Annotated in this window: 20 protein-coding genes and 2 tRNA genes; 10 read left to right on the forward strand and 12 right to left on the reverse strand. The window is 64.6% G+C overall.

Going from position 1 to position 25,853, the window contains the following annotated elements:
• Positions 1-89: 89 nt before the first annotated feature.
• Positions 90-1,499 (reverse strand): type I glutamate--ammonia ligase, encoded by a 1,410-nt coding sequence (gene glnA, locus GA0061098_RS30885; RefSeq protein ID WP_018320110.1) that lies wholly within the window; start codon positions 1,497-1,499, stop codon positions 90-92.
• 151 nt (positions 1,500-1,650) lie between these two features.
• Positions 1,651-1,989 (reverse strand): P-II family nitrogen regulator, encoded by a 339-nt coding sequence (locus GA0061098_RS30890; RefSeq protein ID WP_007603495.1) that lies wholly within the window; start codon positions 1,987-1,989, stop codon positions 1,651-1,653.
• Between the two features lie 382 nt (positions 1,990-2,371).
• Here GA0061098_RS30890 and GA0061098_RS30895 point away from each other — a divergent pair, with 382 nt between their 5' ends.
• On the forward strand, positions 2,372-3,871 hold the full coding sequence (locus GA0061098_RS30895; RefSeq protein ID WP_091965270.1) for an NAD(P)H-hydrate dehydratase: 1,500 nt from the start codon (positions 2,372-2,374) through the stop codon (positions 3,869-3,871).
• 106 nt (positions 3,872-3,977) lie between these two features.
• Here GA0061098_RS30895 and GA0061098_RS30900 read toward each other — a convergent pair whose 3' ends face one another.
• Positions 3,978-5,306 carry a multicopper oxidase family protein gene (locus GA0061098_RS30900; RefSeq protein WP_091965271.1) on the reverse strand — a complete coding sequence of 443 codons (1,329 nt, stop codon included), beginning with the start codon at positions 5,304-5,306 and terminating at the stop codon, positions 3,978-3,980.
• Positions 5,307-5,460: 154 nt separating this feature from the next.
• Between GA0061098_RS30900 and GA0061098_RS30905 the strand changes: the two genes are divergently transcribed.
• The 3 genes from GA0061098_RS30905 (at position 5,461) to GA0061098_RS30915 (ending at position 7,996) form a co-directional block, all read left to right on the forward strand.
• Positions 5,461-5,545: transfer RNA gene (locus tag GA0061098_RS30905), tRNA-Leu, on the forward strand.
• A gap of 173 nt (positions 5,546-5,718) precedes the next feature.
• On the forward strand, positions 5,719-7,080 hold the full coding sequence (gene tig, locus GA0061098_RS30910) for a trigger factor (protein WP_091965272.1): 1,362 nt from the start codon (positions 5,719-5,721) through the stop codon (positions 7,078-7,080).
• 280 nt (positions 7,081-7,360) lie between these two features.
• Positions 7,361-7,996 (forward strand): ATP-dependent Clp protease proteolytic subunit, encoded by a 636-nt coding sequence (locus tag GA0061098_RS30915; protein WP_091965273.1) that lies wholly within the window; start codon positions 7,361-7,363, stop codon positions 7,994-7,996.
• Between the two features lie 82 nt (positions 7,997-8,078).
• Here GA0061098_RS30915 and GA0061098_RS44160 read toward each other — a convergent pair whose 3' ends face one another.
• Complete coding sequence (locus tag GA0061098_RS44160) at positions 8,079-8,285, reverse strand: hypothetical protein (protein ID WP_129590989.1); 207 nt, start codon at positions 8,283-8,285, stop codon at positions 8,079-8,081.
• A gap of 178 nt (positions 8,286-8,463) precedes the next feature.
• Here GA0061098_RS44160 and clpX point away from each other — a divergent pair, with 178 nt between their 5' ends.
• The 3 genes from clpX (at position 8,464) to GA0061098_RS30930 (ending at position 12,962) form a co-directional block, all read left to right on the forward strand.
• Complete coding sequence (clpX, locus tag GA0061098_RS30920; protein ID WP_091965274.1) at positions 8,464-9,735, forward strand: ATP-dependent Clp protease ATP-binding subunit ClpX; 1,272 nt, start codon at positions 8,464-8,466, stop codon at positions 9,733-9,735.
• 326 nt (positions 9,736-10,061) lie between these two features.
• On the forward strand, positions 10,062-12,485 hold the full coding sequence (gene lon / locus GA0061098_RS30925) for an endopeptidase La (RefSeq protein ID WP_091965275.1): 2,424 nt from the start codon (positions 10,062-10,064) through the stop codon (positions 12,483-12,485).
• A 72-nt stretch (positions 12,486-12,557) separates the two neighbouring features.
• On the forward strand, positions 12,558-12,962 hold the full coding sequence (locus GA0061098_RS30930; protein WP_091965276.1) for a GFA family protein: 405 nt from the start codon (positions 12,558-12,560) through the stop codon (positions 12,960-12,962).
• Between the two features lie 156 nt (positions 12,963-13,118).
• Here the strand turns inward: GA0061098_RS30930 and GA0061098_RS30935 are convergent.
• The 3 genes from GA0061098_RS30935 to GA0061098_RS30945 all read right to left on the reverse strand — a co-directional run bounded on the left by GA0061098_RS30935 (position 13,119) and on the right by GA0061098_RS30945 (position 16,007).
• Positions 13,119-13,195, reverse strand: a tRNA-Val gene (locus GA0061098_RS30935).
• A 117-nt stretch (positions 13,196-13,312) separates the two neighbouring features.
• Complete coding sequence (locus tag GA0061098_RS30940; RefSeq protein WP_018320121.1) at positions 13,313-13,675, reverse strand: hypothetical protein; 363 nt, start codon at positions 13,673-13,675, stop codon at positions 13,313-13,315.
• Positions 13,676-14,255: 580 nt separating this feature from the next.
• Positions 14,256-16,007 (reverse strand): caspase family protein, encoded by a 1,752-nt coding sequence (locus GA0061098_RS30945; RefSeq protein WP_129590992.1) that lies wholly within the window; start codon positions 16,005-16,007, stop codon positions 14,256-14,258.
• 443 nt (positions 16,008-16,450) lie between these two features.
• On the opposite strand from GA0061098_RS30945, the gene GA0061098_RS30950 reads away from it, so the two are divergent.
• From GA0061098_RS30950 to GA0061098_RS30960, 3 genes are all read left to right on the forward strand, one after another.
• On the forward strand, positions 16,451-17,311 hold the full coding sequence (locus GA0061098_RS30950) for a class I SAM-dependent methyltransferase (RefSeq protein ID WP_091965309.1): 861 nt from the start codon (positions 16,451-16,453) through the stop codon (positions 17,309-17,311).
• A 141-nt stretch (positions 17,312-17,452) separates the two neighbouring features.
• Positions 17,453-18,334, forward strand: coding sequence for a hypothetical protein (locus GA0061098_RS30955; RefSeq protein ID WP_091965277.1), 882 nt, complete (start codon positions 17,453-17,455; stop codon positions 18,332-18,334).
• A 122-nt stretch (positions 18,335-18,456) separates the two neighbouring features.
• Positions 18,457-18,987, forward strand: coding sequence for a hypothetical protein (locus GA0061098_RS30960; RefSeq protein WP_129590990.1), 531 nt, complete (start codon positions 18,457-18,459; stop codon positions 18,985-18,987).
• 6 nt (positions 18,988-18,993) lie between these two features.
• Here GA0061098_RS30960 and GA0061098_RS30965 read toward each other — a convergent pair whose 3' ends face one another.
• The 5 genes from GA0061098_RS30965 to GA0061098_RS30985 are packed head-to-tail and all read right to left on the reverse strand — an operon-like array spanning position 18,994 to position 25,826.
• Positions 18,994-19,950, reverse strand: a complete 957-nt coding sequence (locus GA0061098_RS30965) for a cation diffusion facilitator family transporter (protein WP_165637709.1) — start codon at positions 19,948-19,950, stop codon at positions 18,994-18,996.
• A 2-nt stretch (positions 19,951-19,952) separates the two neighbouring features.
• Positions 19,953-23,171 (reverse strand): efflux RND transporter permease subunit, encoded by a 3,219-nt coding sequence (locus GA0061098_RS30970; protein ID WP_091965279.1) that lies wholly within the window; start codon positions 23,169-23,171, stop codon positions 19,953-19,955.
• Positions 23,164-24,138, reverse strand: coding sequence for a divalent metal ion exporter adaptor subunit IhpB (ihpB, locus tag GA0061098_RS30975; RefSeq protein ID WP_091965280.1), 975 nt, complete (start codon positions 24,136-24,138; stop codon positions 23,164-23,166). Before ihpB ends, GA0061098_RS30970 begins: the two co-directional genes overlap by 8 nt.
• Positions 24,135-25,409: a divalent metal ion exporter subunit IhpA gene (gene ihpA / locus GA0061098_RS30980; RefSeq protein ID WP_091965281.1), complete on the reverse strand. Its 1,275-nt coding sequence runs from the start codon at positions 25,407-25,409 to the stop codon at positions 24,135-24,137. Before ihpA ends, ihpB begins: the two co-directional genes overlap by 4 nt.
• Before the next feature lie 54 nt (positions 25,410-25,463).
• Positions 25,464-25,826, reverse strand: coding sequence for a hypothetical protein (locus tag GA0061098_RS30985; RefSeq protein ID WP_091965282.1), 363 nt, complete (start codon positions 25,824-25,826; stop codon positions 25,464-25,466).
• Positions 25,827-25,853: the final 27 nt, after the last annotated feature.

The raw sequence follows: 25,853 nt of genomic DNA on the forward strand, positions 1-25,853 counted from the left end.
GTTTCGCAAGGGCTCTACCCATCTTACGCCTCAAAACAAAAAGGTGCCCCGGAGGGCGCCTTTCGCGTGTCGTGTCTTTCCGGGCCGCTTTAGCCCGAATAGTACATTTCGAACTCGACCGGGTGCGGGGTCATTTCGAAGCGGGCGACTTCGGTCATCTTCAGCTCGATATAGGCGTCGATGAAGTCGTCGTCGAACACGCCGCCGGCCTTGAGGAAGCCGCGGTCCTTGTCGAGGTTTTCCAGCGCCTCGCGGAGCGAGCCGCAGACAGTCGGGATCTGCTTCAGCTCTTCCTTCGGCAGGTCGTAGAGGTCCTTGTCCATCGCCGGACCCGGATCGATCTTGTTCTTGATGCCGTCGAGGCCGGCCATCAGCATCGCGGCGAAGCCGAGATAGGGGTTGGCCATCGGATCGGGGAAGCGCACCTCGACGCGCTTGGCCTTCGGCGAAGCGGTGTAGGGGATGCGGCAGGAGGCCGAGCGGTTGCGCGCGGAGTAGGCGAGCAGCACGGGGGCCTCATAGCCCGGGACCAGACGCTTGTAGGAGTTGGTCGACGGGTTGGTGAAGGCGTTGATCGCCTTGGCGTGCTTGATGATGCCGCCGATGTAGTGCAGGCAGGTCTCCGACAGGTCGGCGTATTTGTTGCCGGCGAACACCGGCTTGCCGTCCTTCCAGATCGACTGGTGCACGTGCATGCCCGAGCCGTTGTCGCCGAAGATCGGCTTCGGCATGAAGGTGGCGGTCTTGCCGTAGATGTGCGCGACCTGGTGGATGCAGTACTTGTAGATCTGCATGTGGTCGGCCATCAGCGTCAGCGTGTCGAACTTCATGCCGAGCTCGTGCTGGGCGGAAGCGACCTCGTGGTGATGCTTCTCGACCTTGACGCCCATCTTGGCCATGGCGCCCAGCATCTCCGAGCGCATGTCCTGCACCGAGTCCTGCGGCGGGACGGGGAAGTAGCCGCCCTTGGTGCGGATGCGGTGGCCGAGATTGCCGCCTTCATATTCGGTGTCGGAGTTGGTCGGCAGCTCCGAGGAGTCGAGGCGGAAACCGGTCTTGTAGGGCTCGGCCGAATAGCGCACGTCGTCGAACACGAAGAACTCGGCCTCGGGGCCGACGAACACGCTGTCGCCCACGCCCATCGACTTCACCATGGCCTCGGCCTTCTTGGCGATGCCGCGGGGGTCGCGGTTGTAGGGCTCACCGGTGGTCGGCTCGAGCACGTCGCAGGTGATGACCATGGTGGTCTCGGCGAAGAACGGGTCGATCGTCGCGGTGACCGGATCGGGCATCAGGCACATGTCGGACTCGTTGATCGCCTTCCAGCCGGCGATCGAGGAGCCGTCGAACATCGTTCCTTCGGCGAAGATGTCATCGTCGATCATGCTGACGTCGAACGTCACATGCTGCCACTTGCCGCGCGGATCGGTGAAGCGCAGGTCGACGTACTTGACGTCGTTGTCCTTGATCGATTTCAGGACGTCTTTGGCGGTCTTCATGCATACCCCTTTTGGCTCTGCGGGTCGGTTTCCAGATGAGCAAAATTATTCTCGCTCGGGCGAGTTTTGCGCGACCGCACAAACGAAATCAGGCCGCCGAAGCAGCCTTCTTTCTAGTCGGAGTGTCGCAAAATTCGGGATAGCACCCGGCTCAGATAGCGTCCAGCCCGGATTCGCCGGTTCGGATGCGGATCGCCTCTTCGATGTTGGAGACGAAGATCTTACCATCGCCAATGCGACCGGTTTGCGCGGCGCGGCGGATCGCGTCGATGGCGCGCTCGACCAGATCGTCGCCGATCACGATCTCGATCTTCACCTTGGGCAGGAAGTCGACGATGTATTCTGCGCCGCGGTAGAGCTCGGCGTGCCCCTTCTGCCGGCCAAAGCCCTTGGCTTCGGTGACTGTGATGCCCTGAAGGCCGACTTCCTGAAGCGCTTCCTTCACCTCGTCGAGCTTGAATGGCTTGATGATGGCTTCGATTTTCTTCACTGCGCGCCTCCCGGCCTTTCGATCAAATAGCAACGTCTTCGTCAGGATGCGCTTTTCTTAACGCACGATCTTGTCTTCGCTATGCCGGGATCCCTGACCAGTCCGGCAACAACGGCCGGCCACACTCTGATAAATGCCAGTGAGCACGACGAACCGAAGCGGCTTCCTCGAAAGCAGGGTCTATGCCAAGTTGCAAATGCCCTGATTATTGGAGCGTTATCAGCCTTTTAACGAGCATCTCTGAGTAGTGGTGCCGACCTGCACAAAATACCGAAGACTACGAAATAGGCAAACGGTTCAATATGTGTGCAGATCGACATTCCCAAGGGTGGGGCGGCACGGAACGTGCCTATTGAAAAGGCGTTTGGACCAGGGAAGTGGCATGGAAGTTCTGACCACCGCTGAAATGCAGCGCGCCGACCAGCTCACCATCGCGGCAGGCACGCCCGGATTCAAGCTGATGCTGAGCGCGGGCCAGGCGGTCACCGAGGCTGCCCAGGCGCTGGTGGAGGAGGGGCCGATCCTGATCGTGGCCGGCCCCGGCAACAATGGCGGTGATGGTTTTGTCGCAGCCGCCGAGCTCGCCGCGCAGGGGCGGGAGGTCTCGGTCATCCTGATGTGCGAGCGCGACCAGCTCCAGGGCGATGCGGCCTCCGCGGCGCGCGGCTGGAAGCAGCCGGTGCTCCCGTTCAATCCACAGGCGATCGGACGGCCGGCGCTGATCATCGATGCGCTGTTCGGCGCAGGCCTCAGCCGCCCCGTCGATGGCGAGGCGCGCGCGATGATCGAGGCGATCAACGCCAACGGCGCCCCCGTGCTCGCGGTCGACCTGCCGAGCGGCATCAACGGCACCAGCGCGGCGGTGATGGGCGCGGCGGTGAACGCCACCGAAACCGTCACCTTCTTCCGCAAGAAGCCGGCGCATCTCTTGCTGCCCGGCCGGATGCATTGCGGCCGCGTGCGCGTCGCCGACATCGGCATCGACGCGCAGGTGCTCGACGAGATCGCGCCGCAGACGTTCGAGGACGATCCGGATGTCTGGGGCGCCGCGTTCCCGGTGCCGCGCATCGACGGTCACAAATACGCGCGGGGGCATGTGCTGGCGGTCTCCGGCGATGCGGCGGCGACCGGCGCTGCACGGCTCGCCGCGCGCGGGGCGCTGCGCGCCGGTGCGGGCCTTGTGACGCTGGCGAGCCCGCGCGATGCGCTCGCGATCAACGCGGCCGCGCTCACGGCGGTCATGGTTCGCCCCGTCGACACCGTCGTCGAGTTCGGCGAGCTGCTCGGCGACAAGCGCTACAACACCTGCATGATCGGCCCCGGCGCGGGCATCGGTGAGCGCACCTGCGATCTCGTTCACACCGTGCTCGGCGCGCAGCGTCGTCTGGTGCTCGATGCCGATGCCCTGACGAGCTTTGCCGCAACCCCCGAGCGCCTGTTCGAATCGATCAAGGCCTCCCAGGACAATGCGGTGGTGCTGACCCCGCACGAGGGCGAGTTTCCGCGCCTGTTCTCCGACCTCAGCAACAAATTTCCGGGCCGCTCCAAGCTGGAGCGCGTGCGCGATGCCGCCGAGCGCTCCGGCGCCGTCGTGCTCCTGAAGGGACCCGACACCACGATCGCCGCCCCCGATGGCCGCGCCACCATCGCCGCCAACGCGCCGCCCTGGCTCGCCACCGCGGGCGCCGGCGACGTCCTCGCCGGCATCATCGCAGGGCTGCTGGCGCAAGGCGTGCCGGCGTTCGAGGCCGCCAGCATCGGCGTGTGGATGCATGGCGAGGCGGGACGCGAAGCCGGGCCGGGCCTGATCGCGGAGGATCTCACCGAGACGCTGCCGGCCGTGCACCGGCGGATCTATGATGCGCTGGGGGTTGAGTACTGAGCTGTGCTACGTCGGGTAGGATGGGTAGAGCGCAGCGAAACCCATCATCCCAAATCCCGATACCGTGGCGATGGGTTTCGCTGCGCTCTACCCATCCTACAAAAACTCACTCCACCCCATACCAGCGCACCAGCCGCGGCGCGGCCCAGTCCGTGACGACGGATTCGATCAGCCATTGTCCGGATGCGGTCGCCGCGAAGGCGATGCGCTGGGTCTGGCCGGGCTCGATCGCGAGCGTGTCGAGCCAGTACGGCTTCCAGCCGTCGTCGAGCTTGTCGAGCAGGCGGAAGTGGTGGCCGTGGAGGTGGAAGACGATCGTCACCGGGCCTGTGTTCTTGAGGGCCAGTACGACGGTGCGGCCGGGCTTGGCGCGGAAGGCCGGGGCGGAGGATCTGGAGAAGTCGGCACATCGTGCCCATCCAGCATCGGCTGCGCCGAGCGCGACATCGAACCGCAGGGCGCCTCGGAGATCGAGCTTGTCGGGCAGGTCGTTGGAAGGGAGCGGCTGCGGCGGCAACAGCGGCGCGCGGCGCTCCAGCCTGCCGGAGACCGCGAGCGAGCCGATCTGGTGCGCCTCCTTGCCGTCATGGAGCAGAATCGGGGCCGAGCTGGCCGCATCCACAATGGCATCGGCACGCCCGCCTGGGGCCAGGACCAGAGCGCCATTGCGCGCCGGGAACGGTTCGGCTGGTTGTCCGTCCATGGCCATCACCCGGACGTCGTGGTTCTCCAATTTGATCGCCAGAACAGTGCGTTGGGAGCCGTTGATCAAGCGCAGCCGCAAACGCTCACCAGCTGCAGCTGAGAGTTCAAATGAAGTCTGTCCGTTAAGCGTATAGAGCGGCGTCGCGTCCTTTGGGGCACGTCCCGGGGGGAGTGCGGTGCCGTCCGGCCGCAGCCGCCACTCCTCGATCAGCAGGACCTCGTCGCGATCGACGGCGCCCGCGTTTGCCTCCTGTGCGATGACCGGAAGCGGGCGCGCAGGCCGCGTCAGGACGTCCTCGAAGAGGCGGAAGTCCGCCAGCAGGGTTCCCGCGCTTGGTACTGAAATAATTGAGGTTTCGGTCGCGCCCGGCGGAGCGGGCGCGCGCCCGCGCAGCGGGTCCGCCGCGGCCGGGCCATTGAGGCCGTACCAGGCTGGGGCAAGTGGGACAGGCAGGTTGTTGCGAAACACCACCTCGCAGTGGTCGCCTCGCTTGAGACGGACGTTTCCGATGTGGCTTATGGCGGCCAGCTCCCAGATTGGTGTAGCTGGCTGACCCGGCCTGAGAGCCAGGGTTTGCGGCCTTGCCTGAAGGGAAAGCTGGGCGGTCAGGGCCGGCGCGGCACTGCTGGCGACCAGCCCGGCCGCCGAGGCTCCAAGCCCGGTGCCAAGCCCGGCGGCGAGGCCGGCCAAAAGCTCACGTCGGGTCGGGTCGAAGAACCGCGTTTTCATGGGCCGATCCCGACCACGCCACGCTGGATAAGTCCAGCCATCGTGCCTACGTAAAGCCTGCCTCCATCGGGCCATTTTTTTGCTGCGAACAGTCAGGCACATGTTATAAGCCCGGCCGCCCGCGGCATCGCGGCCGGTCTAGATGCAAATTTACGCGGGCGTGGCGGAACTGGTAGACGCGCTGGATTTAGGTTCCAGTGACGAAAGTTGTGGGGGTTCGAGTCCCTCCGCCCGCACCAAGCGCTTATCGCGTTTGCACGGATTACGAGACCTGCTTTTGCGCGGATGTTTGTCCGCCGGGAGCCGGTTCGATGAAGCACCGGCGTTGAGGCGTTTGCCTCGCGCCGGATCGATTAATGACAGCGTCCCGACGCATGCGCGCCGGGACCGAACGGGAAGAAGATTGGACGCCATGCAGGTCACAGAAACCCTCTCGGAAGGTTTGAAGCACGAGTTCAAGATCAGCGTTCCCGCGTCTGATCTCGACGCCAAGGCCGGTGCCAAGCTCGTCGACCTCAAGGACAAGGTCCGCATCAACGGCTTCCGCCCCGGCAAGGTGCCGGTCACTCACCTGAAGAAGGTCTACGGCCGCTCGGTGATGGCCGAGACCATCGACCAGACCATCCGCGACACCAACACGCAGCTGTTCTCCGAGCGCGGCTTCCGCCTTGCGACCGAGCCGAAGATCACCATGCCGAGCGAGCAGGCCGAGGTCGAGGAGCTGCTGAGCGGCAAGACCGATCTGACCTACACGGTCGCGATCGAGGTGGTGCCGGCGATCGCGCTCGCCGACTTCAAGACCTTCCAGGTCGAGAAGCCCGTGGCCGACGTCACCGATTCCGACGTCGACGAGGCGATCAAGCGCATCGCCGATACCAACCGCGGCTATGCCGCGAAGGCCGAGGGCGCCAAGGCCGAGTCCGGCGACCGCGTCACCATCAACTTCAAGGGCAGCATCAACGGCGAAGTCTTCGAGGGCGGCACCGGCGAAGGCATCCAGGTCGTGATCGGCTCCAACACCTTCATCCCCGGCTTCGAGGAGCAGCTCACCGGAATCGGCGCCGGCGAGACCCGCACGCTGAAGGTGTCGTTCCCGAAGAACTACATGAACGACAAGCTCGCCGGCCAGCCCGCCGAGTTCGAGACCACCGCGACCTCGATCGAGGCGCCGCAGGACATCGCGATCGACGACGAGTTCGCCAAGACGCTTGGCCTGGAATCGCTGGACAAGCTCAAGGAAGCCGCGCGCGAGCGTCTGAACGTCGAGTTCGCCGGCGCGACGCGCCAGCGCGTCAAGCGCGCGCTGCTCGACCGCCTCGACGAAGCTCATCGCTTCGAGGCGCCGCCCTCGCTGGTCGACGAGGAGTTCAATCTGATGTGGAACTCGGTCAAGGCCGAGATGGATTCCGCCGGCAAGACCTTTGCCGACGAGGACACCACTGAGGACGCCGCCAAGGAAGAGTACCGCAAGATCGCCGACCGCCGCGTGCGGCTCGGTCTCGTGCTCTCCGAGATCGGCGAGAAGAACAAGATCACCGTGACCGACGACGAGGTCGGCCGCGCCGTGATCGAGCGCGCCCGCTCGATGCCCGGCCGCGAGAAGGAAGTCTGGGACTATTACCGCAGCAACGCCCAGGCGTTGGCCCAGCTCCGTGCACCGATCTATGAGGACAAGGTCGTCGACTTCATCCTCGAGCTCGCCAACGTGACCGAGAAGAAGGTCTCGCGCGAGGACCTCTACAAGGACGACGAAACCGAAAGGACCGCTGCCTGAAGAGCTTGAGGCAGTCATCTATTAAGGATGATCAGCGAAGAGGCCCAGCTAGCCAGATGGCCGGCTGGGCCTCTTTGTACGAATCAGCTTCAACTGCCCGACCGATTAAGCCTTAATGCGCTCCGCACTTGTCAGAAGCGAATTGGGCTATATCTGTCGGTACGCCTTTCTATCTCTACCAAGTTCCTGCATCACAGGACGTCCATCGGCCTTCAGCAGATCCAGCCCAAACTGGCAGTCAAGACTGGCGATGTCCGCCTCTTAAAACCCTAGGTGACTCATGCGCGATCCGGTTGAAACCTACATGAACCTCGTGCCCATGGTGGTCGAGCAGACCAACCGTGGCGAGCGCGCCTACGACATCTTCTCGCGCCTCTTGAAGGAGCGCATCATCTTCCTGACCGGCCCGGTCGAGGACGGCATGTCGACGCTGGTCGTCGCACAGTTGTTGTTCCTCGAGGCGGAAAATCCGAAGAAGGAAATCTCGATGTACATCAACTCGCCGGGCGGCGTGGTGACGTCGGGCCTTGCGATCTACGACACCATGCAGTTCATCCGCCCGCCGGTCTCGACGCTGTGCACGGGGCAGGCGGCCTCGATGGGCTCGCTGCTGCTCGCCGCCGGCGAGAAGGACATGCGCTTCTCGCTGCCGAACGCGCGCATCATGGTGCATCAACCCTCCGGCGGCTTCCAGGGCCAGGCCACCGACATCATGCTGCACGCGCAGGAAATCCTGAACCTGAAGAAGCGGCTCAACGAGATCTACGTCAAGCACACCGGCCAGACTTACAAGTCGATCGAGGACGCGCTGGAGCGCGACAAGTTCCTGACCGCGAACGACGCCAAGGAGTTTGGCCTGGTCGATAGGGTCATCGACAAGCGCGCCGAGGAACCGGCGGCGGCGAAGACCCCGTAGCACTACTGGGGCTGCGGCGATCCCTTGTTAGGCCCTTGGGCAATTCCTTGGGATCGCCTGTTACCATCAGGTGGCGTTCACGCTATGGACGCGTGCGCGCGTCGCAAAACGGTGTTTTGCGCCCTGCGACAAGCAGAAGGTTCCGCTTTCGTGCTTGTTTTTCGTGGCAATCCAGCAACGCCGGGGTGATTTCGATCACTTCGCCCGTGCCAAGACCGGAAATCACGGTATTGTCACGGGTAGCCGGCGAGCCCCGATTAGCGAATTCTTGATAGTCGGGTGACAGCATGGTTGGCTACGAATGATCGGCTATGATCGCGGAGAATCGAGTGACCGTGATTCGCACGGGATGTAACGCGTAGGGTCTTTTTTGGTACGGAATTTGCTCTACTTAAGCTTCATGCCGACCCTCGTGTCGGAATGGAGCGATCGAGCGGAACGGGATCGAACCGCGGACGGAGACATGAATGAGTAAGGTCGGCACGAGCGACTCCAAGAACACGCTATATTGCTCGTTCTGCGGCAAGAGCCAGCACGAAGTCCGCAAACTGATCGCGGGTCCCACGGTCTTCATCTGCGACGAGTGCGTCGAGCTCTGCATGGACATCATCCGCGAGGAAAACAAATCCTCGCTGGTCAAGTCGCGCGACGGCATTCCGACGCCGAAGGAAATCTGCAAGGTCCTGGACGACTACGTGATCGGCCAGAGCCATGCGAAGAAGGTCCTGTCGGTCGCGGTGCACAATCACTACAAGCGCCTCAACCACCAGACCAAGCACAACGACGTCGAGCTCGCGAAGTCGAACATCCTGCTGATCGGTCCGACCGGCTCGGGCAAGACGCTGCTCGCGCAGACGCTCGCCCGCATCCTGGACGTGCCGTTCACCATGGCCGATGCGACGACGCTGACCGAGGCCGGCTATGTCGGTGAGGACGTCGAGAACATCATCCTGAAGCTGCTCCAGGCCGCCGACTACAATGTCGAGCGCGCCCAGCGCGGCATCGTCTACATCGACGAAATCGACAAGATCAGCCGCAAGTCCGACAACCCCTCGATCACGCGCGACGTGTCGGGTGAGGGCGTGCAGCAGGCGCTGCTCAAGATCATGGAAGGCACGGTGGCTTCGGTCCCGCCGCAGGGCGGCCGCAAGCATCCGCAGCAGGAGTTCCTGCAGGTGGATACCACCAACATCCTGTTCATCTGCGGCGGCGCCTTCGCCGGCCTCGAGAAGATCATCTCGGCGCGCGGACGGTCGACCTCGATCGGCTTCGCGGCCCAGGTGATGGCGCCGGAAGACCGCCGGACCGGCGAGATCTTCCGTCACGTCGAGCCTGAGGACCTCCTCAAGTACGGCCTCATCCCCGAGTTCGTCGGCCGTCTGCCGGTCGTGGCGACGCTCGAGGACCTCGATGAGGCCTCGCTGAAGAAGATCCTCACCGAGCCGAAGAACGCGCTGGTGAAACAGTACCAGCGGCTGTTCGAGATGGAGAACATCGAGCTGACCTTCGCCGACGAGGCGCTTGGCGCGGTTGCCCGCAAGGCGATCGAGCGCAAGACCGGTGCGCGGGGCCTTCGTTCGATCCTCGAGGCGATCCTGCTCGAGACCATGTTCGATCTGCCGGGCCTGGAAGGTGTGGAAGAGGTCGTGATTTCGCGCGAAGTCGTGGAAGGAACGGCGCGTCCGCTCTACATCTACGCCGATCGGTCCGATCGCGCCGTCGAGAACGCCAGCGCCTGATCTTTCGGCGCTGGAACGCTCCAATTGTATCCCCAAAGTGGGCTGCGGAAGTGTATCTCCGCAGCCGATGTTGCGTCGCTTACCGCGTTGCGTAAGCGCCTGATGGCGCGCGTTTTTCAATGACTTGACACCCCCCGGGTCGATAGCCACCTAATGTCGGCGGCGAGCGAAAATTCTCTTCCAGATTCGCCTCAGTTCCGATCCGGCGAGCCGGTCCAACGCGAAAAACGGACCGATCGGTTTTGCGGATCACCTCGGCACCTTGTGGCGGTTGCGCATGAGCATGGCGGGCTGCGTGCAAGGGGGCAAAGCAAAAGGAAAAGGCCATGACTAATCCAAAACCCAGGCCAACCATCGTTCATGGCGAAACGCACGCCTATCCCGTGCTGCCGCTGCGCGACATCGTCGTCTTCCCGCACATGATCGTTCCGCTCTTCGTCGGTCGCGAGAAGTCGATCCGCGCGCTCGAAGAGGTGATGAAGAACGACGCGCTGATCATGCTCGCGACGCAGAAGAACGCGTCCGACGATGATCCGGCGCCCGACTCCATTTACGAGACCGGTACGCTTGCCAGCGTGCTGCAGCTCTTGAAGCTTCCCGACGGCACCGTGAAGGTGCTGGTCGAAGGGCTCGAGCGTGCGCGCGTGCAGAAATACACCGATCGCGCCGACTATTACGAAGCGACCGCCATTGCGCTGGCCGACACCGATGCGAAGTCGGTCGAGGCGGAAGCGCTGTCGCGCTCGGTCGTGTCCGACTTCGAGAGCTATGTGAAGCTCAACAAGAAGATCTCGGCCGAGGTCGTCGGCGTCGTGCAGGCGATCACCGATTTCGCCAAGCTCGCCGATACCGTTGCCTCGCATCTCGCCGTCAAGATCGCGGATCGCCAAGGTATCCTGGAGACGCTGTCCGTCACCACGCGCCTGGAGAAGGTGCTGGGCCTGATGGAGAGCGAGATCTCGGTGCTGCAGGTCGAGAAGCGGATTCGTTCTCGTGTCAAACGACAAATGGAGAAGACCCAGCGCGAGTATTATCTCAACGAGCAGATGAAGGCGATCCAGAAGGAACTCGGCGACGACGACGGTCGCGACGAGCTCGCCGATCTCGAAGAGAAAATCGCCAAGACCAAGCTCTCCAAGGAAGCGCGCGAGAAGGCGCAGCATGAATTGAAGAAGCTGCGCCAGATGTCGCCGATGTCCGCGGAAGCGACCGTCGTGCGCAACTATCTGGATTGGCTGCTGTCGATCCCGTGGAACAAGAAGTCCAAGGTGAAGAAGGACCTGGAAGCGGCGCAGGCCATCCTGGACTCCGATCACTACGGACTGGAGAAGGTCAAGGAACGTATCGTCGAGTATCTCGCGGTGCAGTCACGCGCCAACAAGCTCACGGGCCCGATCCTGTGCCTGGTCGGGCCTCCCGGCGTCGGCAAGACCTCGCTCGGCAAGTCGATCGCGAAGGCGACGGGGCGTGAGTTCGTGCGCGTCTCGCTCGGCGGCGTGCGCGACGAGGCCGAGATCCGCGGTCACCGCCGCACCTATATCGGCTCGATGCCCGGCAAGATCATCCAGTCGATGCGGAAGGCGAAGTCGTCCAATCCGCTGTTCCTGCTGGACGAGATCGACAAGATGGGCGCCGATTTCCGCGGCGATCCGTCCTCGGCTCTGCTCGAGGTCCTCGACCCCGAGCAGAACGGGACGTTCAACGACCACTATCTCGAGGTCGACTACGATCTGTCCAACGTGATGTTCATCACCACCGCGAATACGCTCAATATTCCCGGCCCGCTGATGGACCGCATGGAGATCATCCGGATCGCGGGTTACACCGAGAACGAGAAGGTCGAGATCGCGCGCAAGCATCTGATCCCGAACGCGGTGTCCAAGCACGGCCTGGACTCCAAGGAGTTCTCGATCGACGACGACGCGCTGCTGCTTTTGATCCGCCGCTACACCCGCGAAGCGGGCGTGCGTAATCTGGAACGTGAGCTCTCCACACTCGCCCGCAAGGCGGTGAAGGAGCTGATGATCTCCAAGAAGAAGTCGGTCAAGGTCACCGAGAAGACTCTGGAAGAGTTGCTCGGCGTGCCGAAGTACCGCTTCGGCGAGATCGAGAGCGAGCCGCAGGTCGGCATCGTCACCGGCCTTGCCTGGACCGATGTCGGCGGTGAGCTGCTCACCATCGAAGGCGTCATGATGCCCGGCAAGGGCAAGATGACGGTCACGGGCAATCTGCGTGACGTGATGAAGGAGTCGATCTCGGCGGCGGCGTCCTACGTCCGCTCGCGTGCGATCAACTACGGCATCGAGCCGCCGATGTTCGACCGCCGCGACATCCACGTGCACGTGCCTGAGGGCGCGACGCCGAAGGACGGCCCGTCCGCGGGCGTCGCCATGGCCACCGCGATCATCTCGGTCATGACCGGCATCCCGGTCCGCCACGATGTCGCGATGACCGGCGAGATCACGCTGCGCGGCCGCGTGCTGCCGATAGGCGGCCTGAAGGAGAAGCTGCTGGCTGCGGCCCGCGGCGGCATCAAGACGGTGCTGATCCCCGAGGACAACGCCAAGGATCTCACGGAGATTTCCGATGCGATCAAGGGCGGCATGGAGATCATCCCGGTCTCGCGCCTCGACGACGTCGTCGCCAAGGCGCTGGTGAAGAAGCCTGTGCCGATCGTCTGGGAAGAGGACACCAAGGTGACGGTGAAGCCGGACGGCGATGAAGCCGCCGGCGGCCTGACCGCTCACTGAGGCTCAGCGAAAAGATGATAGAACGGCGCCTTCGGGCGCCGTTTTTGTTTTGCGGGCAAGGGGAGGAGGCCGATGCAGATCGACGGGCAATGCCATTGCGGGACAATCACCTTTGAGGCCGAGGTCGATCCGGAGGAGGTCTCGGTCTGTCACTGCACCGATTGCCAGACGCTGACCGGCTCGCCGTTCCGGGTGACGGCCGTCTGTGCCGGCGCTGATGTCCGCCTGACTGGCGGTACTCCAAAGATCTACGGCAAGCGCGGCGACAACGGCCGGATGCGCTTCCAGCACTTCTGCGCCGATTGCGGTTCCCCGCTGTTCACCAGCGGCGAGGGCGACCAGGCCGACGATTGGGGCATCCGGTGGGGCAGCATCCGCCAGCGCGACAAATTGCGCCCCGTCAGGCAGATCTGGTGCCAGTCCGCGGCGGTGTGGATCGACGCGGTGCCGCTGCTGCCGGGGAGGCCACAGGATTGAGGTTGGTTTGCCGAGCCGAAGCTCGCGGCTCAAAGCCCGCCTTCGCCCGTTGGGCTTTCGGCGCGGCAGTCTGCGCTCGCTTCGCGCCACGAGCACTAATGCTGGCTTGCCGAGTTGCTGGCTTGCCGAGCCGTAGCTCGCGAAGCGAGCGAAGGCTGGTGGGCGGTCACGGATTCGAACCGCGGACCCTCTCGGTGTAAACGAGATGCTCTAACCAGCTGAGCTAACCGCCCCACGGCGCCTCTTTAGCGCCTCGGCGGGTGTCGGAGCAAGGGCCGAGCGCGCCCGAAGCGGCGGCGATCGTGCTCGCCGCCGCTGCGCAACGCCTCGGCCTGGAACCCCGCCTGATGTCAGGCTGTCTTGGTGAACATCGTCAGGACGCCGTCGGCGATGTTGATCGCGACGACTTGCGACGAGCTCAAGCCCTTGGCCTTGAGCACGGAGGCTGCTTGCGGTGTGGCGTCGATGGACTGCCGGAGCGACTGGATGTCCTTGTCACTTGTGTGCGCCACGAGTTCATCGACCTTCGCGCGCACGGCCGGCTGCAATTCCTTGACGTCCACAACCTGTATGCTCCGGATCTCCGTGCTGGACTGCGTGGACGGCTGTTCCGCGCCGGGTTGCGACGATGCGCCCTGTGCCTGCACCAGAGCCGGTGTTCCGAGACAGAGAGCTGCAACGATGACGGATGCCGTGAAGCTGCGCATGGTCATGCCTTTTCCAGTTTGAGGAATGGCGAAACCTATCGATGAAATCTGGTTGGCATCTGATTTCGATGTGGCCGTTCGGTGAAACCAATGCGGCGCAATGCGCACAGGTGAGACCGGCTGCGCAGGCTTCGGTGATGTCTACGGCAAGGGGGTAGCTTAATTGGTTAGGACATCTCGTTTACACCGAGAGGGTCCGCGGTTCGAATCCGTGACCGCCCACCAGCCTTTGCTCGAAAGCGAGGCAACACTTCAACGTCGACGCCAAAAGGTCGAACAGCAATCAGACCACTCGACGAGGACAGATGTTCCAGTTTGCAAGACTCGCCTTCGCCGCGCTGCGCCCGCGGCGTTCACTTCGACAGGCACGATGCGACCGGGAGCGACGTGCACCGCAGGCATATCCACCTGCGCAACAGGCGGTGGCCCAATGAAATGCACGCGGGGGGCGGCCTTGAGCGAGATCGGCAACGATTAGAGAGGGAGCGGAATGCTGGCACCAGGAAAGTGAAGAACAGCCAACTCTGGGGCCGAACAGGCCGGCACCAAAATTCGACCCGGCTAAACTCCTGAAGCTGCCGAAGAGTTAGGGACACACTTCCCTGTATCCGACCGATCCCGCACCCGACGAGCTCCCACTCTCGACCCGGCATCCCGATTTGACCGGACGACAGCCTGCGTTGCCGCATATAAGCTGCCCGCTTGCCTGAGGCTTGGATGGTTTGGCTTCCGTTTGCTTGCGCTCAGTATCCCGCTTCTTGGCGTCCTCGCGCGTCGCAACCGGTTTCTTGTCCTGCACCTTCTCGCATTCATTGTCGTCATTGACGCGGTAGCCGGCGCGGCAGGCGATCTTGGTGCATGTGTCGCCGTCTGCCTTGAAGCCGCGATCGCAGATCAGCGGGCAGAAGCGGCCGGGCTTGGCCTTGATCGCGTTCAGCGCATCGAAGCTCGCGAGCTTGGCATCGAATTTGGTGCCGGCATATTTGTTGAATAGCGCCAGCGAACGTTGTGACGAGGCATTCCAATCGCCGTCTGCGGAAGCCGTCAGACAGCCGACACGGCGGAGCTCCGACTGCACCAGCTTTGTCGTTTCCTGCGGCGACATCGCCGGCAGAGTCGAAGAGGGCGCAACCGCTGCCACTTTCTGCTCCGTGTTGGCGGAGGCCTGTTTCTCGGCGGCCTGCTTGGCGGCGAGCTCAGCTGCGGCCTTGTCGCTCGCGAGTTTCTCGGCCAGCGCCTTCTCGGCAGCCTGCTTCTCGGCCATTGCCTTCGCGACTGCCGCCTCGGCTTCTTTCCGGCGTTGCTCGGCTGCGGCCGCCTTGGCTTCCTCGACCTGCTTGGCCTTCTCGGCGGCGAGACGCTTGTCCTCGGCCGCCTTGGCCGCGGCCGCCGCCTTCTCCTGCTCGGCCTTGGTGGCGCGCTCGGCTGCGAGCCGGGCCTTCTCCTCTTCCGCCTGCCGGGCCTTGTCCGCCGTGGTCGCGCGGGTTTCTTCGGCAGCGATCTTGTTCAACTGGCCTTTCGCGAGATCGGTATAGAAGCCGCTCGGAAAGCGGTTGAGGAAGGCGGTCCATCCGTCGCGTGTCCCAAGCTGAAGCGCCAATTCGTAGTCTCGCCGGATCTCACTGTCGGGGTTGGCCTGGGGGCCGGCGACGACCGGTTTCGTCGCAACCAGCGGCACGTCGTCGCCGCCCAGCGAGCCATAGACATAAGGCTCCTGCTTGTAGCCGGTGTCCTTGAGGACATCGTCGCGAACGAAGCCGAAGGCCTTGCGCAGGTCGAGCCCCGGCGTCGGCAGGCGTTCGACCAGCGCTGCGGCAAACGGGCTGTTTTTGGAGTTGCCGTCCGAGGCCGTCGAGCCCGCCTTCGCCGCGAAGGCGACCATGGTGTTCGGGCTGGTCGGCTCGACCTTAGCGAGACCGCGGCCGATGGCGCGCGCGGCGATCGTGCGTTTCATGGTCTTGGCAAAGGGATTGTCGCGGCAGGCATCGAGGATGACGAGGCGAAGCTGCTTGGCCGGTTCGACCGCGAACAAAGCGCGGTCCAACGGCAGCGTCTCGTCGAAGACATCGGTATCGGTTTCCAGCGCGGCGTCGGTCGGAACGAGATAATTGTTGCCATCCAACTCGATCCCGTGACCGGCATAATAGATGACCGCGACGTCGGCCTCACGCGCTTTGCCACCGAAGTCGCGCAGCGCCCGCCGCATCTCGGCGGCATTGAGATCGAGCTTGATGTCGACGAGGTCGAACCCGGCCTTCTTCAACATGCCGCCGACCGCCGAGGCGTCGTTCACCGGGTTGGTCAGCCGAGGCGCGCTCTTGTAGGCGGAATTGCCCATCACCAGGGCGACGCGCTTTTCCGCGTGCGCCGGGCCGCAGTCAATGAAAATAGAAAAAAACGAAACGCGCCCATTGCAGCCCCAAATCGCAATGTGACCAGAATAGTCCAGAGCATGCCATCAAGGCAAAGCCCCCTATGTGACCAACGTCACAGGCGTCCGGGCCAGCCCGCGCCATGATCGACTTGCAAGTCACAACGGAGGGGTTGGTCCAATGTGTGCGCTGCTTGATTTCATTTATCGCTATTGCTGCCGGGCGTGCCTGCGCGAAGCGCGTCGCATGAGCCGAGGCCGTTCGACCATCGCAATCTCGTAATTCCGGCCCCGGCGCGCGACACGCCTTGAATCCTTGAAGGGGTGCGCCCGCCATCCCGACGTGGTATCGCCCCTGTGCGGTTGCAAAACCGCGATGGGCATCGCGAATGGGAATGACCGGGAACACCATGCAGCAGCCAAACGGACACGAGCAAAACGCCGACCAGATCGCCTATTGGAACGGCCCGAGCGGCCCGCGCTGGGCCGATCGCCACGCGGCGCAGGAGTGCCTGCTCGGACCGATCGCCGATGCGCTGATCGAGCGCGCCAAGCCGAGGCCCGGTGAGCGCGTCCTCGATGTCGGCTGCGGCTCCGGTGCGACGACGTTCGCGTTCGCCAAGGCGGTGGCGCCCGATGGGTTCGCGCTCGGCCTCGATGTGTCCGAGCCGATGCTGTCGCAGGCGCGCGCGTTCGCGCCAAAAGGCCTGCCGCTCGATTTCGTGCTGGCGGATGCAACGGTGCATCCGTTCGAGCCGGCGAGCTTCGATCTGCTGACCTCGCGCTTCGGCGTGATGTTCTTCGCCGATCCCATTGCCTCCTTCACCAATCTCCGCCGGGCGCTGAAACCCTCGGGACGGCTCGCCTTCGCCTGCTGGCGCGAGCCGAAGGAAAATCCGTGGATGATGGCGCCGCTGATGGCGGTCTACAAGCACGTGCCGAAGATGCCGCCGGTCGGGCCGGAGGAGCCGGGCCCGTTCGCGTTCGCCTCGGAGGAGCGTGTGATGCGCATCCTGAAGGGGGCGGGCTTCGTCGACATGGCGATGGACCCGCACAATCTGGCGATGGATGTCGCGATCGGCGGCGGCCTCGATGCCGCGGTTGACGGCGCCTTGCAGATCGGCCCCGCCAGCCGCGCGCTGCAGGGACATCCGCCGGAGACGTACGCGGCCGCAAAAGCCTCGATCCGTGAGATGCTCGCGCCGTTCCAGAAGGGGCAGAGCGTCGCGTTGCAGGGCGCGATCTGGATCGTGACCGCGAAGGCGACGTAGTCGCCCCCGAACTCCCGGTTGCGAGCATTGAAGATGAATCCAGCACAGAACCAGCGCACTGGTCTTTGGTCCGCCTTGCCCCGATGGGCAGTCTCTATTGCGTGGTTCTGGGTCTGGGTTTGCGCAATCGGCCTGGTCTTGATGGTTCATCTTGCTTTCCTGATGAACTGGCCGGATCACTTCATCCATGAGGACAGCGCGGCCTATATCATACAGGCCGAATCCATCCTGAGAGGACAATATCTCGAGGATATGATGAAGCGGCCGTACGGCGTGGCCGCCTTCCTTGTGCTGCTGTCAAAACTGTTCGGCCCGCACATCCTCGTCTTCGTCATCGCGCAGCACCTGATGAGCGTCGGCACTGCGCTTTTTGTTGCAGGGATCGTGCGTTTTGCCGGCGCGCCGCGTTTCTTCCCGCTCGTGGCCTTTTGTCTGGCGGCGTTGCACGGCCGCATCGTCCACTACGACAACACGATTGGTGCGGAGACGATCTCCAACTTCCTGGTCAGTCTTGCGGCTTTCATCGCCGCGGGTGCCGCCTTCAGGAAATGGCCGGCGTTGCCGGCCGCAGCGGCCGTGGGCTTGACGCTCGGCGCCGTGATGACATGCCGGTCGGCCGCGATAGGTCAGGCCGCGGTCATTCTGTTGTGGCTGGTGGTGGTGCTGGACGCAGGGCTCCTGCGCCGGCTTGGCGTGCTTGCACTGGCAGGCCTTTTCGCTTCGGCCGTCTACCTGACGCCGGCGGCGATCAACTTGGCGATCGGCAAACGCCCCGCCGGCAACGAGATCGTGGCCGCGATGGCCTTCGTGGTCGGCTATTCCGGCGATTTCGAGCACGGCGTTCATCTCGACCGGAAGGCGCAGGCGCGGGGATACGTCGAGCAGATGCGGGCTGCGGACACTCCTCAGGGATGGCCCGACACCGGTGTCTATCAGTGGCCGTTCGGCGCGATACACCGGCTGGCGAAGCCCGGCGACAGCGAAGTGGATATCGAGCGGGTCGTGCGTTCGTCGAAACGCTGACGACGCCGTCGACGCTCTATCGACACCTCACGAAGCACTTTCTCCGGGAAATGTACTTCCTGCTGTTCGACGCAAATTCGGTTGCGCGGCGGACGCCCAATCCGCAGGGCTACGAATATTTCATGGACCGCGACAGGTTCCCGTTCTTTGGCAGCCCGACCGGGTTGAAGTCCGGACAGTTGGTTCACGACTACTACAAACCCTGGCGGCCACTGTCGCGGCTGCTCTCTGCGGATCGGCTTCAGCTCACCTTGAACCGCCTTTTTGCGCGTGGCTACGCGCCCAACTCGGAGCTGGTCGCGCTGTGCTGCGGGGTGCAGGTTTCGACCGAATACGACGATTTCCCGGGTCCGATCTGGTGGCTGTCCTCGGCGACACTCGGCCTCGCTCTCGTGCTTCTGATTGGCGTCCCTGCGAGCCATGCGGGTTTGGTTCGGTGGCCGACCGGCCGCCTCGTCGCCGGCGGCAGTTTGATGATCCTGCTGGCGTTGGCCAGCGCCGCATTTCCGACCTTCCTCGTTTATGGGCTCAATCGCTACGCGTATTACGTCATTCCCTTCCTCGCCGGCTCGAGCGCGATCCTGGGGAGTGTGCTGTTCGATTGGCTCAGGGCCGGGGCCAAGGCCGAGCGGGCCGAGCGCGGCGAGGCATAGACGCGGTCACACCACATCATCCGGCGCCAGCGCGCAGCCATTGTCCGGATGGGTCTCGACCTGAAGCGTGGTGTGGCCGATGCGATGGGTCGTCTTCAGGAGCTGCGCCGTTTCCATCAGGAAGGCATCGCCGGCCCCAGTGGGCATGACGAGGTGGCAGGTCAGCGCCGTCTCGGTGGTCGAGATCGGCCAGACATGGAGATCGTGGATCGCCGAGACGCCGGGACGCGCGAGCAAGAAGGCTCTGATCGCGGCGAGGTCGGTGCCCTTGGGTGCTGCCGCCATCGACATGTCGACGGAGCCGCGCAACAGGCTGGTCGTGCTCCACAGGATAGTGGCGCAGATGACGAGGCTGGTGACGGGGTCGAGCCAGAGCCAGCCGGTCCAGATGATCAGTGCCGCCGACACTACGACGCCGAGCGAGACCGCAGCGTCGGCCGCCATGTGCAAATACGCGCCCTCGATGTTGATGTCGTCCTTGCGCCCGCTTGCGAACAGCATGGCGGTAAAACCGTTGATGAGGATGCCGATGCCGGCGACCACCATCACGGTGACGCCCGCGACCGGCTCCGGCTCGCGCAGGCGCAGGATCGCCTCCCAGCCGATCGCGCCGGTCGCGACCAGTAGGAACACCGCATTGGCCAGCGCCGCCAGAATGGTGGAGGCGCGAAATCCGTAGGTGAAGCGGCCGCTCGGCGCCCGCTGCGCAGCGATCGACGCGCCCCAGGCCACGACCAGGCCGAGCACGTCGGACAGATTATGGCCGGCGTCCGCGAGCAGGGCGGTGGAGTTGCCGACATAGCCGTAGACCGCCTCGGCCACCACCAGCGCGATGTTGAGCGCAATGCCGATCGCGAATGCCTTGCCGAAATTCGCAGGGGCATGGACATGGCCGTGACCGTGGTCGTGACCATGGTCGCCATGATCATGGTGGTGATGACCGTGATGGTCGTGGCTGCCCAATTCTAGCGCTCCCCGGAAGCCGCCAAATCAGGCGCCATTGTAGGCGTTTCGTTTGCGACGTCACGGCGGAACAGCACGTAGAGCGCCGGCAGCACCAGCAATGTCAGCACCGTCGAGGAGATGATGCCGCCGATCACCACGGTCGCCAGGGGACGCTGCACCTCGGCGCCGGCACCGGTCGCGAGCGCCATCGGCACGAAGCCGAGCGAGGCGACCAGCGCGGTCATCAGCACCGGGCGCAGCCGCGTCAGCGCTCCCTCGCGCACGGCGTCCGCGATGGGCCGCCCCTCGCTTCGCAGCCGCTCGATGAAGGCGATGATGACGAGGCCGTTGAGCACGGCGACGCCCGACAGCGCGATGAAGCCGACGCCGGCGCTGATCGACAAGGGAATGTCGCGCAGCAAGAGCGCGGCGACGCCGCCGGTCAGCGCCAGCGGCACGCCGGAAAACACCAGCGCCGCGTCCGCCGCCGATCCCATGCCCATGAACAGCAGCAGGAACACCAGCAGCAGCGCCACCGGCACCACGATCATTAGCCGTTTTGTCGCGGAGACCAGCTGCTCGAACTGTCCGCCCCAGCCGATCCAGTAGCCGGGTGGCAGCTTGACCTTCTCCGCGACCGCCGTCTCGGCTTCGGCCACGAAGGAGCCGAGGTCGCGCGCGCGGACATTGGCGGTGACGACGATCCGCCGCTTGCCGTTCTCGCGGCTGATCTGGTTCGGGCCGGGCGTCGCATCGACAGTTGCGACCGACGACAGCGGCACATAGCGCATCTGGGTGAGCGGGGAGGCCGACAGCGCGGTGCGAACGGCCGTGCCGGTCGCTGCGTCCTCGCCGGGCGGCAGCGGGATCGGGATCGCCCGGATCGCCTCGAGATTGCCGCGTAGATGCTCCGGCAGGCGAACCACGATGTCGAAGCGACGGTCCCCCTCGAACAGCTTGCCGGCCGACTTGCCGCCGACGGCGATCTCGACGATGCCCTGCACCTCACCGACGCTAAGGCCGTAGCGGGCGAGCGCCTGGCGATCGAGGCGGACGGTGAGGATCGGAAGCCCTGCGACCTGCTCGATCTTGACGTCGCTGGCGCCGCGGATGCCGCGGATCGCGGCCTCGACCTGCTTGGCGGCGCCTTGCAGGATGTCGAGGTCATCGCCGAAGATCTTGACGCCGACGTCGCTGCGCACCCCCGAGATCAGCTCGTTGACGCGGAACTGGATCGGCTGGGAGATCTCATAGGCGCTGCCGGGAATGTCGTCGGCGGCCTTGTCGATCGCTTCGATCACCTCCGATTTCGATTTGCCCGGGTCGGGCCATTCCGCGCGCGGCTTCAGCATGATGTAGCCGTCGGTCTGCGCCGGCGACATTGGGTCGGTGGCGATCTCGGCGGTGCCGATGCGGGTGAAGAACTCCTTCACCTCCGGAATCTGCGTGATGCGCTTTTCCAGTGCCTTCTGCAGGTCGAGGGATTGCGTGAGACTGGTGCCGGGAATCCGGATCGAGGCCAGCGCGACGTCGCCTTCGTCCAGGCTCGGAATGAACTCGCCGCCCATCCGCGAAGCGGCGATGCCGCTTGCGACCACGATGAATGCGGCCATGACGGCGACCGCGAGCCGGTTGTCGATGGCAAAGCGGAGCAGGGGGAGGTAGGCGCGCTTGGCCATGCGCATGAACAGGTTTTCGTGCTCGGACACCTTGCCGGTGACGAAGATGGCGACGGCCGCCGGCACGAAGGTGATGGAGAACAGCACGGCTGCGCCCAGCGCCATCAGCACGGTCAGCGCCATCGGCGTGAACATCTTGCCCTCGACGCCCGTCAGCGTCAGCACGGGCAGATAGACCACGGCGATGATCAGCGTTCCGAACAGGCTCGGCTTGATCACCTCGCTCGACCCGCGCAGGATCGCGTGCAGCCGCTCAGAGGTCGTGAGCAGGCCGCCTTTCTCGCGCTGGGCCGCGGCCAGCATGCGCAGGCAATTCTCGACGATGATCACGGCACCGTCGACGATGATGCCGAAGTCGATCGCGCCGAGGCTCATCAGGTTCGCGCTGACTTTCGTCTCGACCATGCCGGTGATCGTCATCGCCATGGACAACGGAATGACGCAGGCCACCACGAGGGCGGCGCGGATGTTGCCGAGGATCAGGAACAGCACGGCCACCACCAGGGCGGCCCCTTCGAGGAGGTTGTTCCTGACCGTACGGATGGTGGCTTCGACCAGATCGGTGCGGTCGTAGACGGTTCGCGTCACGACGCCGTCGGGCAGCGATTTGGCAATGTCCTCGAGCCGGGCTGCGACGCGGCGGGCCACCGTGCGGCTGTTCTCGCCGATCAGCAGCATGGCGGTACCGAGCACGGTCTCCTCGCCATCGCGCGTCGCCGCGCCCGTGCGCAGATCGCGGCCCTCCGTGACGGTTGCGACGTCCCTGATCCGGACAGGATTGCCGCCGCGCGAGCCGATGACGATGTCCTGGATCTCGCTGATATTGCCGACCTGGCCCGGCGAGCGAACCAGATATTGCTCGCCGTTGCGCTCGATATAGCCGGCGCCGACATTGGCGTTGTTGGCGGCGAGCGCCGTCATGACGTCGCGAAAGCCGAGCCGGTAGGCCATCAGTTTGCCCGGGTCCGGCAGCACGTGGAATTGCCGCTCGAAGCCGCCGATGGTGTTGACCTCGATCACCCCTGGCACGTTGCGAAGCTGCGGCTTGATGATCCAGTCCTGCACGGTGCGCAAATCGGTCAACGAATAGTCGTGACCGCCTTGCGTCTTCGCACCCGTCTTGGCTTCCACGGTGTACATGAAGATCTCGCCGAGCCCGGTCGAGACCGGACCCATCGCGACCTCGACGCCAGCCGGAAGCTGGTCCTTCACCTGCTGGATGCGTTCGCCGACGAGCTGGCGGGCGAAAAAGATGTCGGTGCCGTCGTTGAAGACGACCGTCACCTGGCTGAGGCCGTAGCGCGACAGCGAGCGGGTATAGTCGAGCTTGGGCAGTCCGCCCATCGCGGTCTCGACGGGGAAGGTGATGCGCTGCTCGGTTTCGAGCGGCGAATAGCCGGGCGCGCGGGTGTTGATCTGGACCTGGATGTTGGTGATGTCAGGCACCGCGTCGATCGGAAGGCGCTGGAAATTCCAGGCCCCGAAAGCGATGGCGCCGAGCGCGAGCAGGAGGACCAGCCAGCGCTGATGCAGCGAGACGGCGATCAGGCGCTCAATCATGTTCGGCCTCGCCCTTGCCCATCTCCGCCTTCACGACGAAGCTGTTCTCGGCAACGTAGTGCTCGCCGGCCGACAGGCCGGCCTTGATCTCGACATGGCGCGGATCGGAATCGCCAAGTTCAACCGGGCGTGCCTCGATCTTGTCGCCGTCCTCGCGGACGAACACGATGGTCCGGTTCTCCAGCGTCTGGATCGCGCTGCGGCGCACGGCGACCGCGACGTTGCGCGCGGCGAGGATCAACCGTGCCGTGACGAACAGGCCGGGGCGCAAGCGGCCATCCGGATTTTGCAGCACCACGCGTGCCAATGCGGTCTGGGTCTCGCTCGAGCCGATCGGTGCCATGTAGGAGATCGTGCCCTTGATCTCGCCGCGGCCATCGTCGGGATCGATCAGCACCTCGTCGTTGAGGTGGACGCGCCGGAGATCCTGCCGGTAGATCGACAGGTCGACCCAGATGGTCGAGAGGTCGGCGACGACGAAGGCCGGCTTCTGTTCGGAGGCGTATTCGCCGAGCGAGATCTGTCGCTCGATGATGGTTCCGGCTATGGGCGCCTTCAGCTCGTAGACGGTGAGGCTCTGGTTGCTCTCGATCGCGGCGAGCAGATCGTCCTTGCCGACCTTATCGCCGATGCGCTTCTGGATCGATTTGGCGAGGCCCGGAAAGCGCGGCGTCACCTGCACCACGGCTTCCTGGTTGGCGCGCAGAATGCCGTTGAAGGCGAGCGTGTCGGTCAGGGTCGCGCTCGCGGCCTCGGCGAGCGTGACGCCCGCGGCCGCCAGCTTGACGTCGGAGATGCGGATGCGGTCGGCACCGTGCTCGTCCTGCTCGACATGGTCGTTCGGCTTCTTTTCGGAATGCTCAGTGTGCTCGGTATGCGCGGGCGTGGCCGGCGCGAGCAGGGAGTAGCCGTAAGCGCCGAGCGCGGCGGCAACGATGGCGACGAGAATGGTGGAGGAGGTCTTCATCGTGCGCTCTCCCGCGCCAGCGTGAAGGGATTGCCGACGAGGCCTTCGATGGTCGCAACGCCTGCGTGGAAATTCTGAAGCGCCTCCTGCTCGCGCAGGCGCGCCTGGGTGACGCTCGCCTGGGCGTCGAGCACCTCGAGCAGGGTGAAGCGGCCCTGGCCGTAGCCTTGCGAGATCGCCTCGGACGCCTCGACGGCCTTGGGAATGGCGGTCTCGCGCAGCACGGCGAGCTCGCGTAGCGAGCCTTGCAACGAGTCATAGGCGCGGCCGGCAATCACGATCAAGGTGTTGCGGTTGGCCTCGCGCTCGGCCTTGGTCTTGGCGAGGCTTTCCTGCGCCGAGAGGATGTTGCCCTGGTTCTGGTCGAACACGGGGATCGGCACCGAGAGGGAGAGCCGCACCGCATCGTCATTGGTCTCGTTGAAGTGGCGCCAGCCGGCCGCGATCCGCACGTCCGGATAGGGCTTGAGCCGGGCCAGCAGCAGCTCGGCATTGCGCTGGGCAAAGACGGCGGTCCAGCGCACCAGCTGCGGATTGGCGTCGATGGCGGCGACAACCGACTGGAACGTCGGCGGCTTGCCCATGGTGTCGAGCCGGCCGGAGACCTCGCCGAATTTCGCTGCGGGATCGCCCATCAGCACCGCAAGCTCGCGCCGGGCGCTGGCCAGCGTTGCCTTGAAGCGCTCGCGATCGGCCTTCACCAGGGCGGAGGCGACTTCGGCGCGGCCGGTCTCGGCCGGCGAGGAGGCGCCGGCTTCGACGCGGCGGCGCAAGAGCGGCGTCAAGCGGTCGATCGCGGCAATCTGCTCGTCGAGGATCTGGATGCGCCGCTGTGCGCCGAGCACGCTGAGGAAGGCGATCGCGGTCTCCGACAGCACTTCCAGCCTGACAGCCTTGCGCTGGATCGCGGCGACCTCGATCCCGGCCGCGCCGGCGGCTATCCGGGCGTCGCGCTTGCCGAACAGCTCGAAGGCCTGGCTGATCTGGAGCGTGGTCTCGGCCGATCGCGTCCCGCGGTATTTGCCGGAGCCGAATGAATCGTCCTGCTCGTACGACAGTTCCGGATTGAGCAGGGCGCCGGCCTGGATACGCTGGCCCGTGGCGATGCCGACGTCGCGCTCCGCCGCCGTCAGCCGCGGGCTCGCGGCCAGCGCGCGCGACAGCGCGCTCCGCATCGTCAAAGTCTGGGCGTGCGACGGCGCAATCGCCGATCCAGCAATCAGACACGCCACCGCGCACGCCAGGCGCGCGGCCATTCTCCTGCGAAACATAAAACCGACTTGTGAAGGATGAACCTAATGGGCGCGGACGCCCGACCAATCCGTTCAGGCAATATGTTTGGGAGGCGGGGAATCGGTATCGGGGGTAATTCCGGCGAGCCGGGGCGCATGCTGCGGGCTCGATGCGGCTGCAGGCGCGACCGATGTGGCCGCAGGCGCCGGCTGTGTCACCGTCAGCGAGAAGCAGCCATGGCAATGATGTCCGCCGATGGCCTTGTGGTCACTATGGCCCGTGGGGCCATCAAGGACCGCGGCGATCTCCGAGCCGCCGCCGGGCGTGGTGACGTCGATGTCGTGCGAGCCATGCAGCGCGCTCGCGAGCAGGTAGACGACCGCGATCAGCACAGACAGCAGCCCGCGCCAGTTGCGCTGGCGGAAAGTTCCTGAGGGCTGGCGGTTCGCGGGCACGACGTCACTCTGGTTGCGGTCTATGCC

Origin of the sequence: Bradyrhizobium shewense, assembly GCF_900094605.1 — a bacterium.
GTDB classification, from domain to species: domain Bacteria; phylum Pseudomonadota; class Alphaproteobacteria; order Rhizobiales; family Xanthobacteraceae; genus Bradyrhizobium; species Bradyrhizobium shewense.

Coding starts and splice junctions, on each gene's coding strand:
- glnA (WP_018320110.1), bottom strand. CDS start 1,499: ATGAAGACCGCCAAAGACGTCCTGAAATCGATCAAGGACAACGACGTC.
- GA0061098_RS30895 (WP_091965270.1), top strand. CDS start 2,372: ATGGAAGTTCTGACCACCGCTGAAATGCAGCGCGCCGACCAGCTCACC.
- GA0061098_RS30900 (WP_091965271.1), bottom strand. CDS start 5,306: ATGAAAACGCGGTTCTTCGACCCGACCCGACGTGAGCTTTTGGCCGGC.
- tig (WP_091965272.1), top strand. CDS start 5,719: ATGCAGGTCACAGAAACCCTCTCGGAAGGTTTGAAGCACGAGTTCAAG.
- GA0061098_RS30915 (WP_091965273.1), top strand. CDS start 7,361: ATGCGCGATCCGGTTGAAACCTACATGAACCTCGTGCCCATGGTGGTC.
- GA0061098_RS44160 (WP_129590989.1), bottom strand. CDS start 8,285: ATGCTGTCACCCGACTATCAAGAATTCGCTAATCGGGGCTCGCCGGCT.
- clpX (WP_091965274.1), top strand. CDS start 8,464: ATGAGTAAGGTCGGCACGAGCGACTCCAAGAACACGCTATATTGCTCG.
- lon (WP_091965275.1), top strand. CDS start 10,062: ATGACTAATCCAAAACCCAGGCCAACCATCGTTCATGGCGAAACGCAC.
- GA0061098_RS30930 (WP_091965276.1), top strand. CDS start 12,558: ATGCAGATCGACGGGCAATGCCATTGCGGGACAATCACCTTTGAGGCC.
- GA0061098_RS30940 (WP_018320121.1), bottom strand. CDS start 13,675: ATGACCATGCGCAGCTTCACGGCATCCGTCATCGTTGCAGCTCTCTGT.
- GA0061098_RS30945 (WP_129590992.1), bottom strand. CDS start 16,007: ATGGGCAATTCCGCCTACAAGAGCGCGCCTCGGCTGACCAACCCGGTG.
- GA0061098_RS30950 (WP_091965309.1), top strand. CDS start 16,451: ATGCAGCAGCCAAACGGACACGAGCAAAACGCCGACCAGATCGCCTAT.
- GA0061098_RS30955 (WP_091965277.1), top strand. CDS start 17,453: ATGGTTCATCTTGCTTTCCTGATGAACTGGCCGGATCACTTCATCCAT.
- GA0061098_RS30960 (WP_129590990.1), top strand. CDS start 18,457: ATGGACCGCGACAGGTTCCCGTTCTTTGGCAGCCCGACCGGGTTGAAG.
- GA0061098_RS30970 (WP_091965279.1), bottom strand. CDS start 23,171: ATGATTGAGCGCCTGATCGCCGTCTCGCTGCATCAGCGCTGGCTGGTC.
- ihpB (WP_091965280.1), bottom strand. CDS start 24,138: ATGAAGACCTCCTCCACCATTCTCGTCGCCATCGTTGCCGCCGCGCTC.
- ihpA (WP_091965281.1), bottom strand. CDS start 25,409: ATGTTTCGCAGGAGAATGGCCGCGCGCCTGGCGTGCGCGGTGGCGTGT.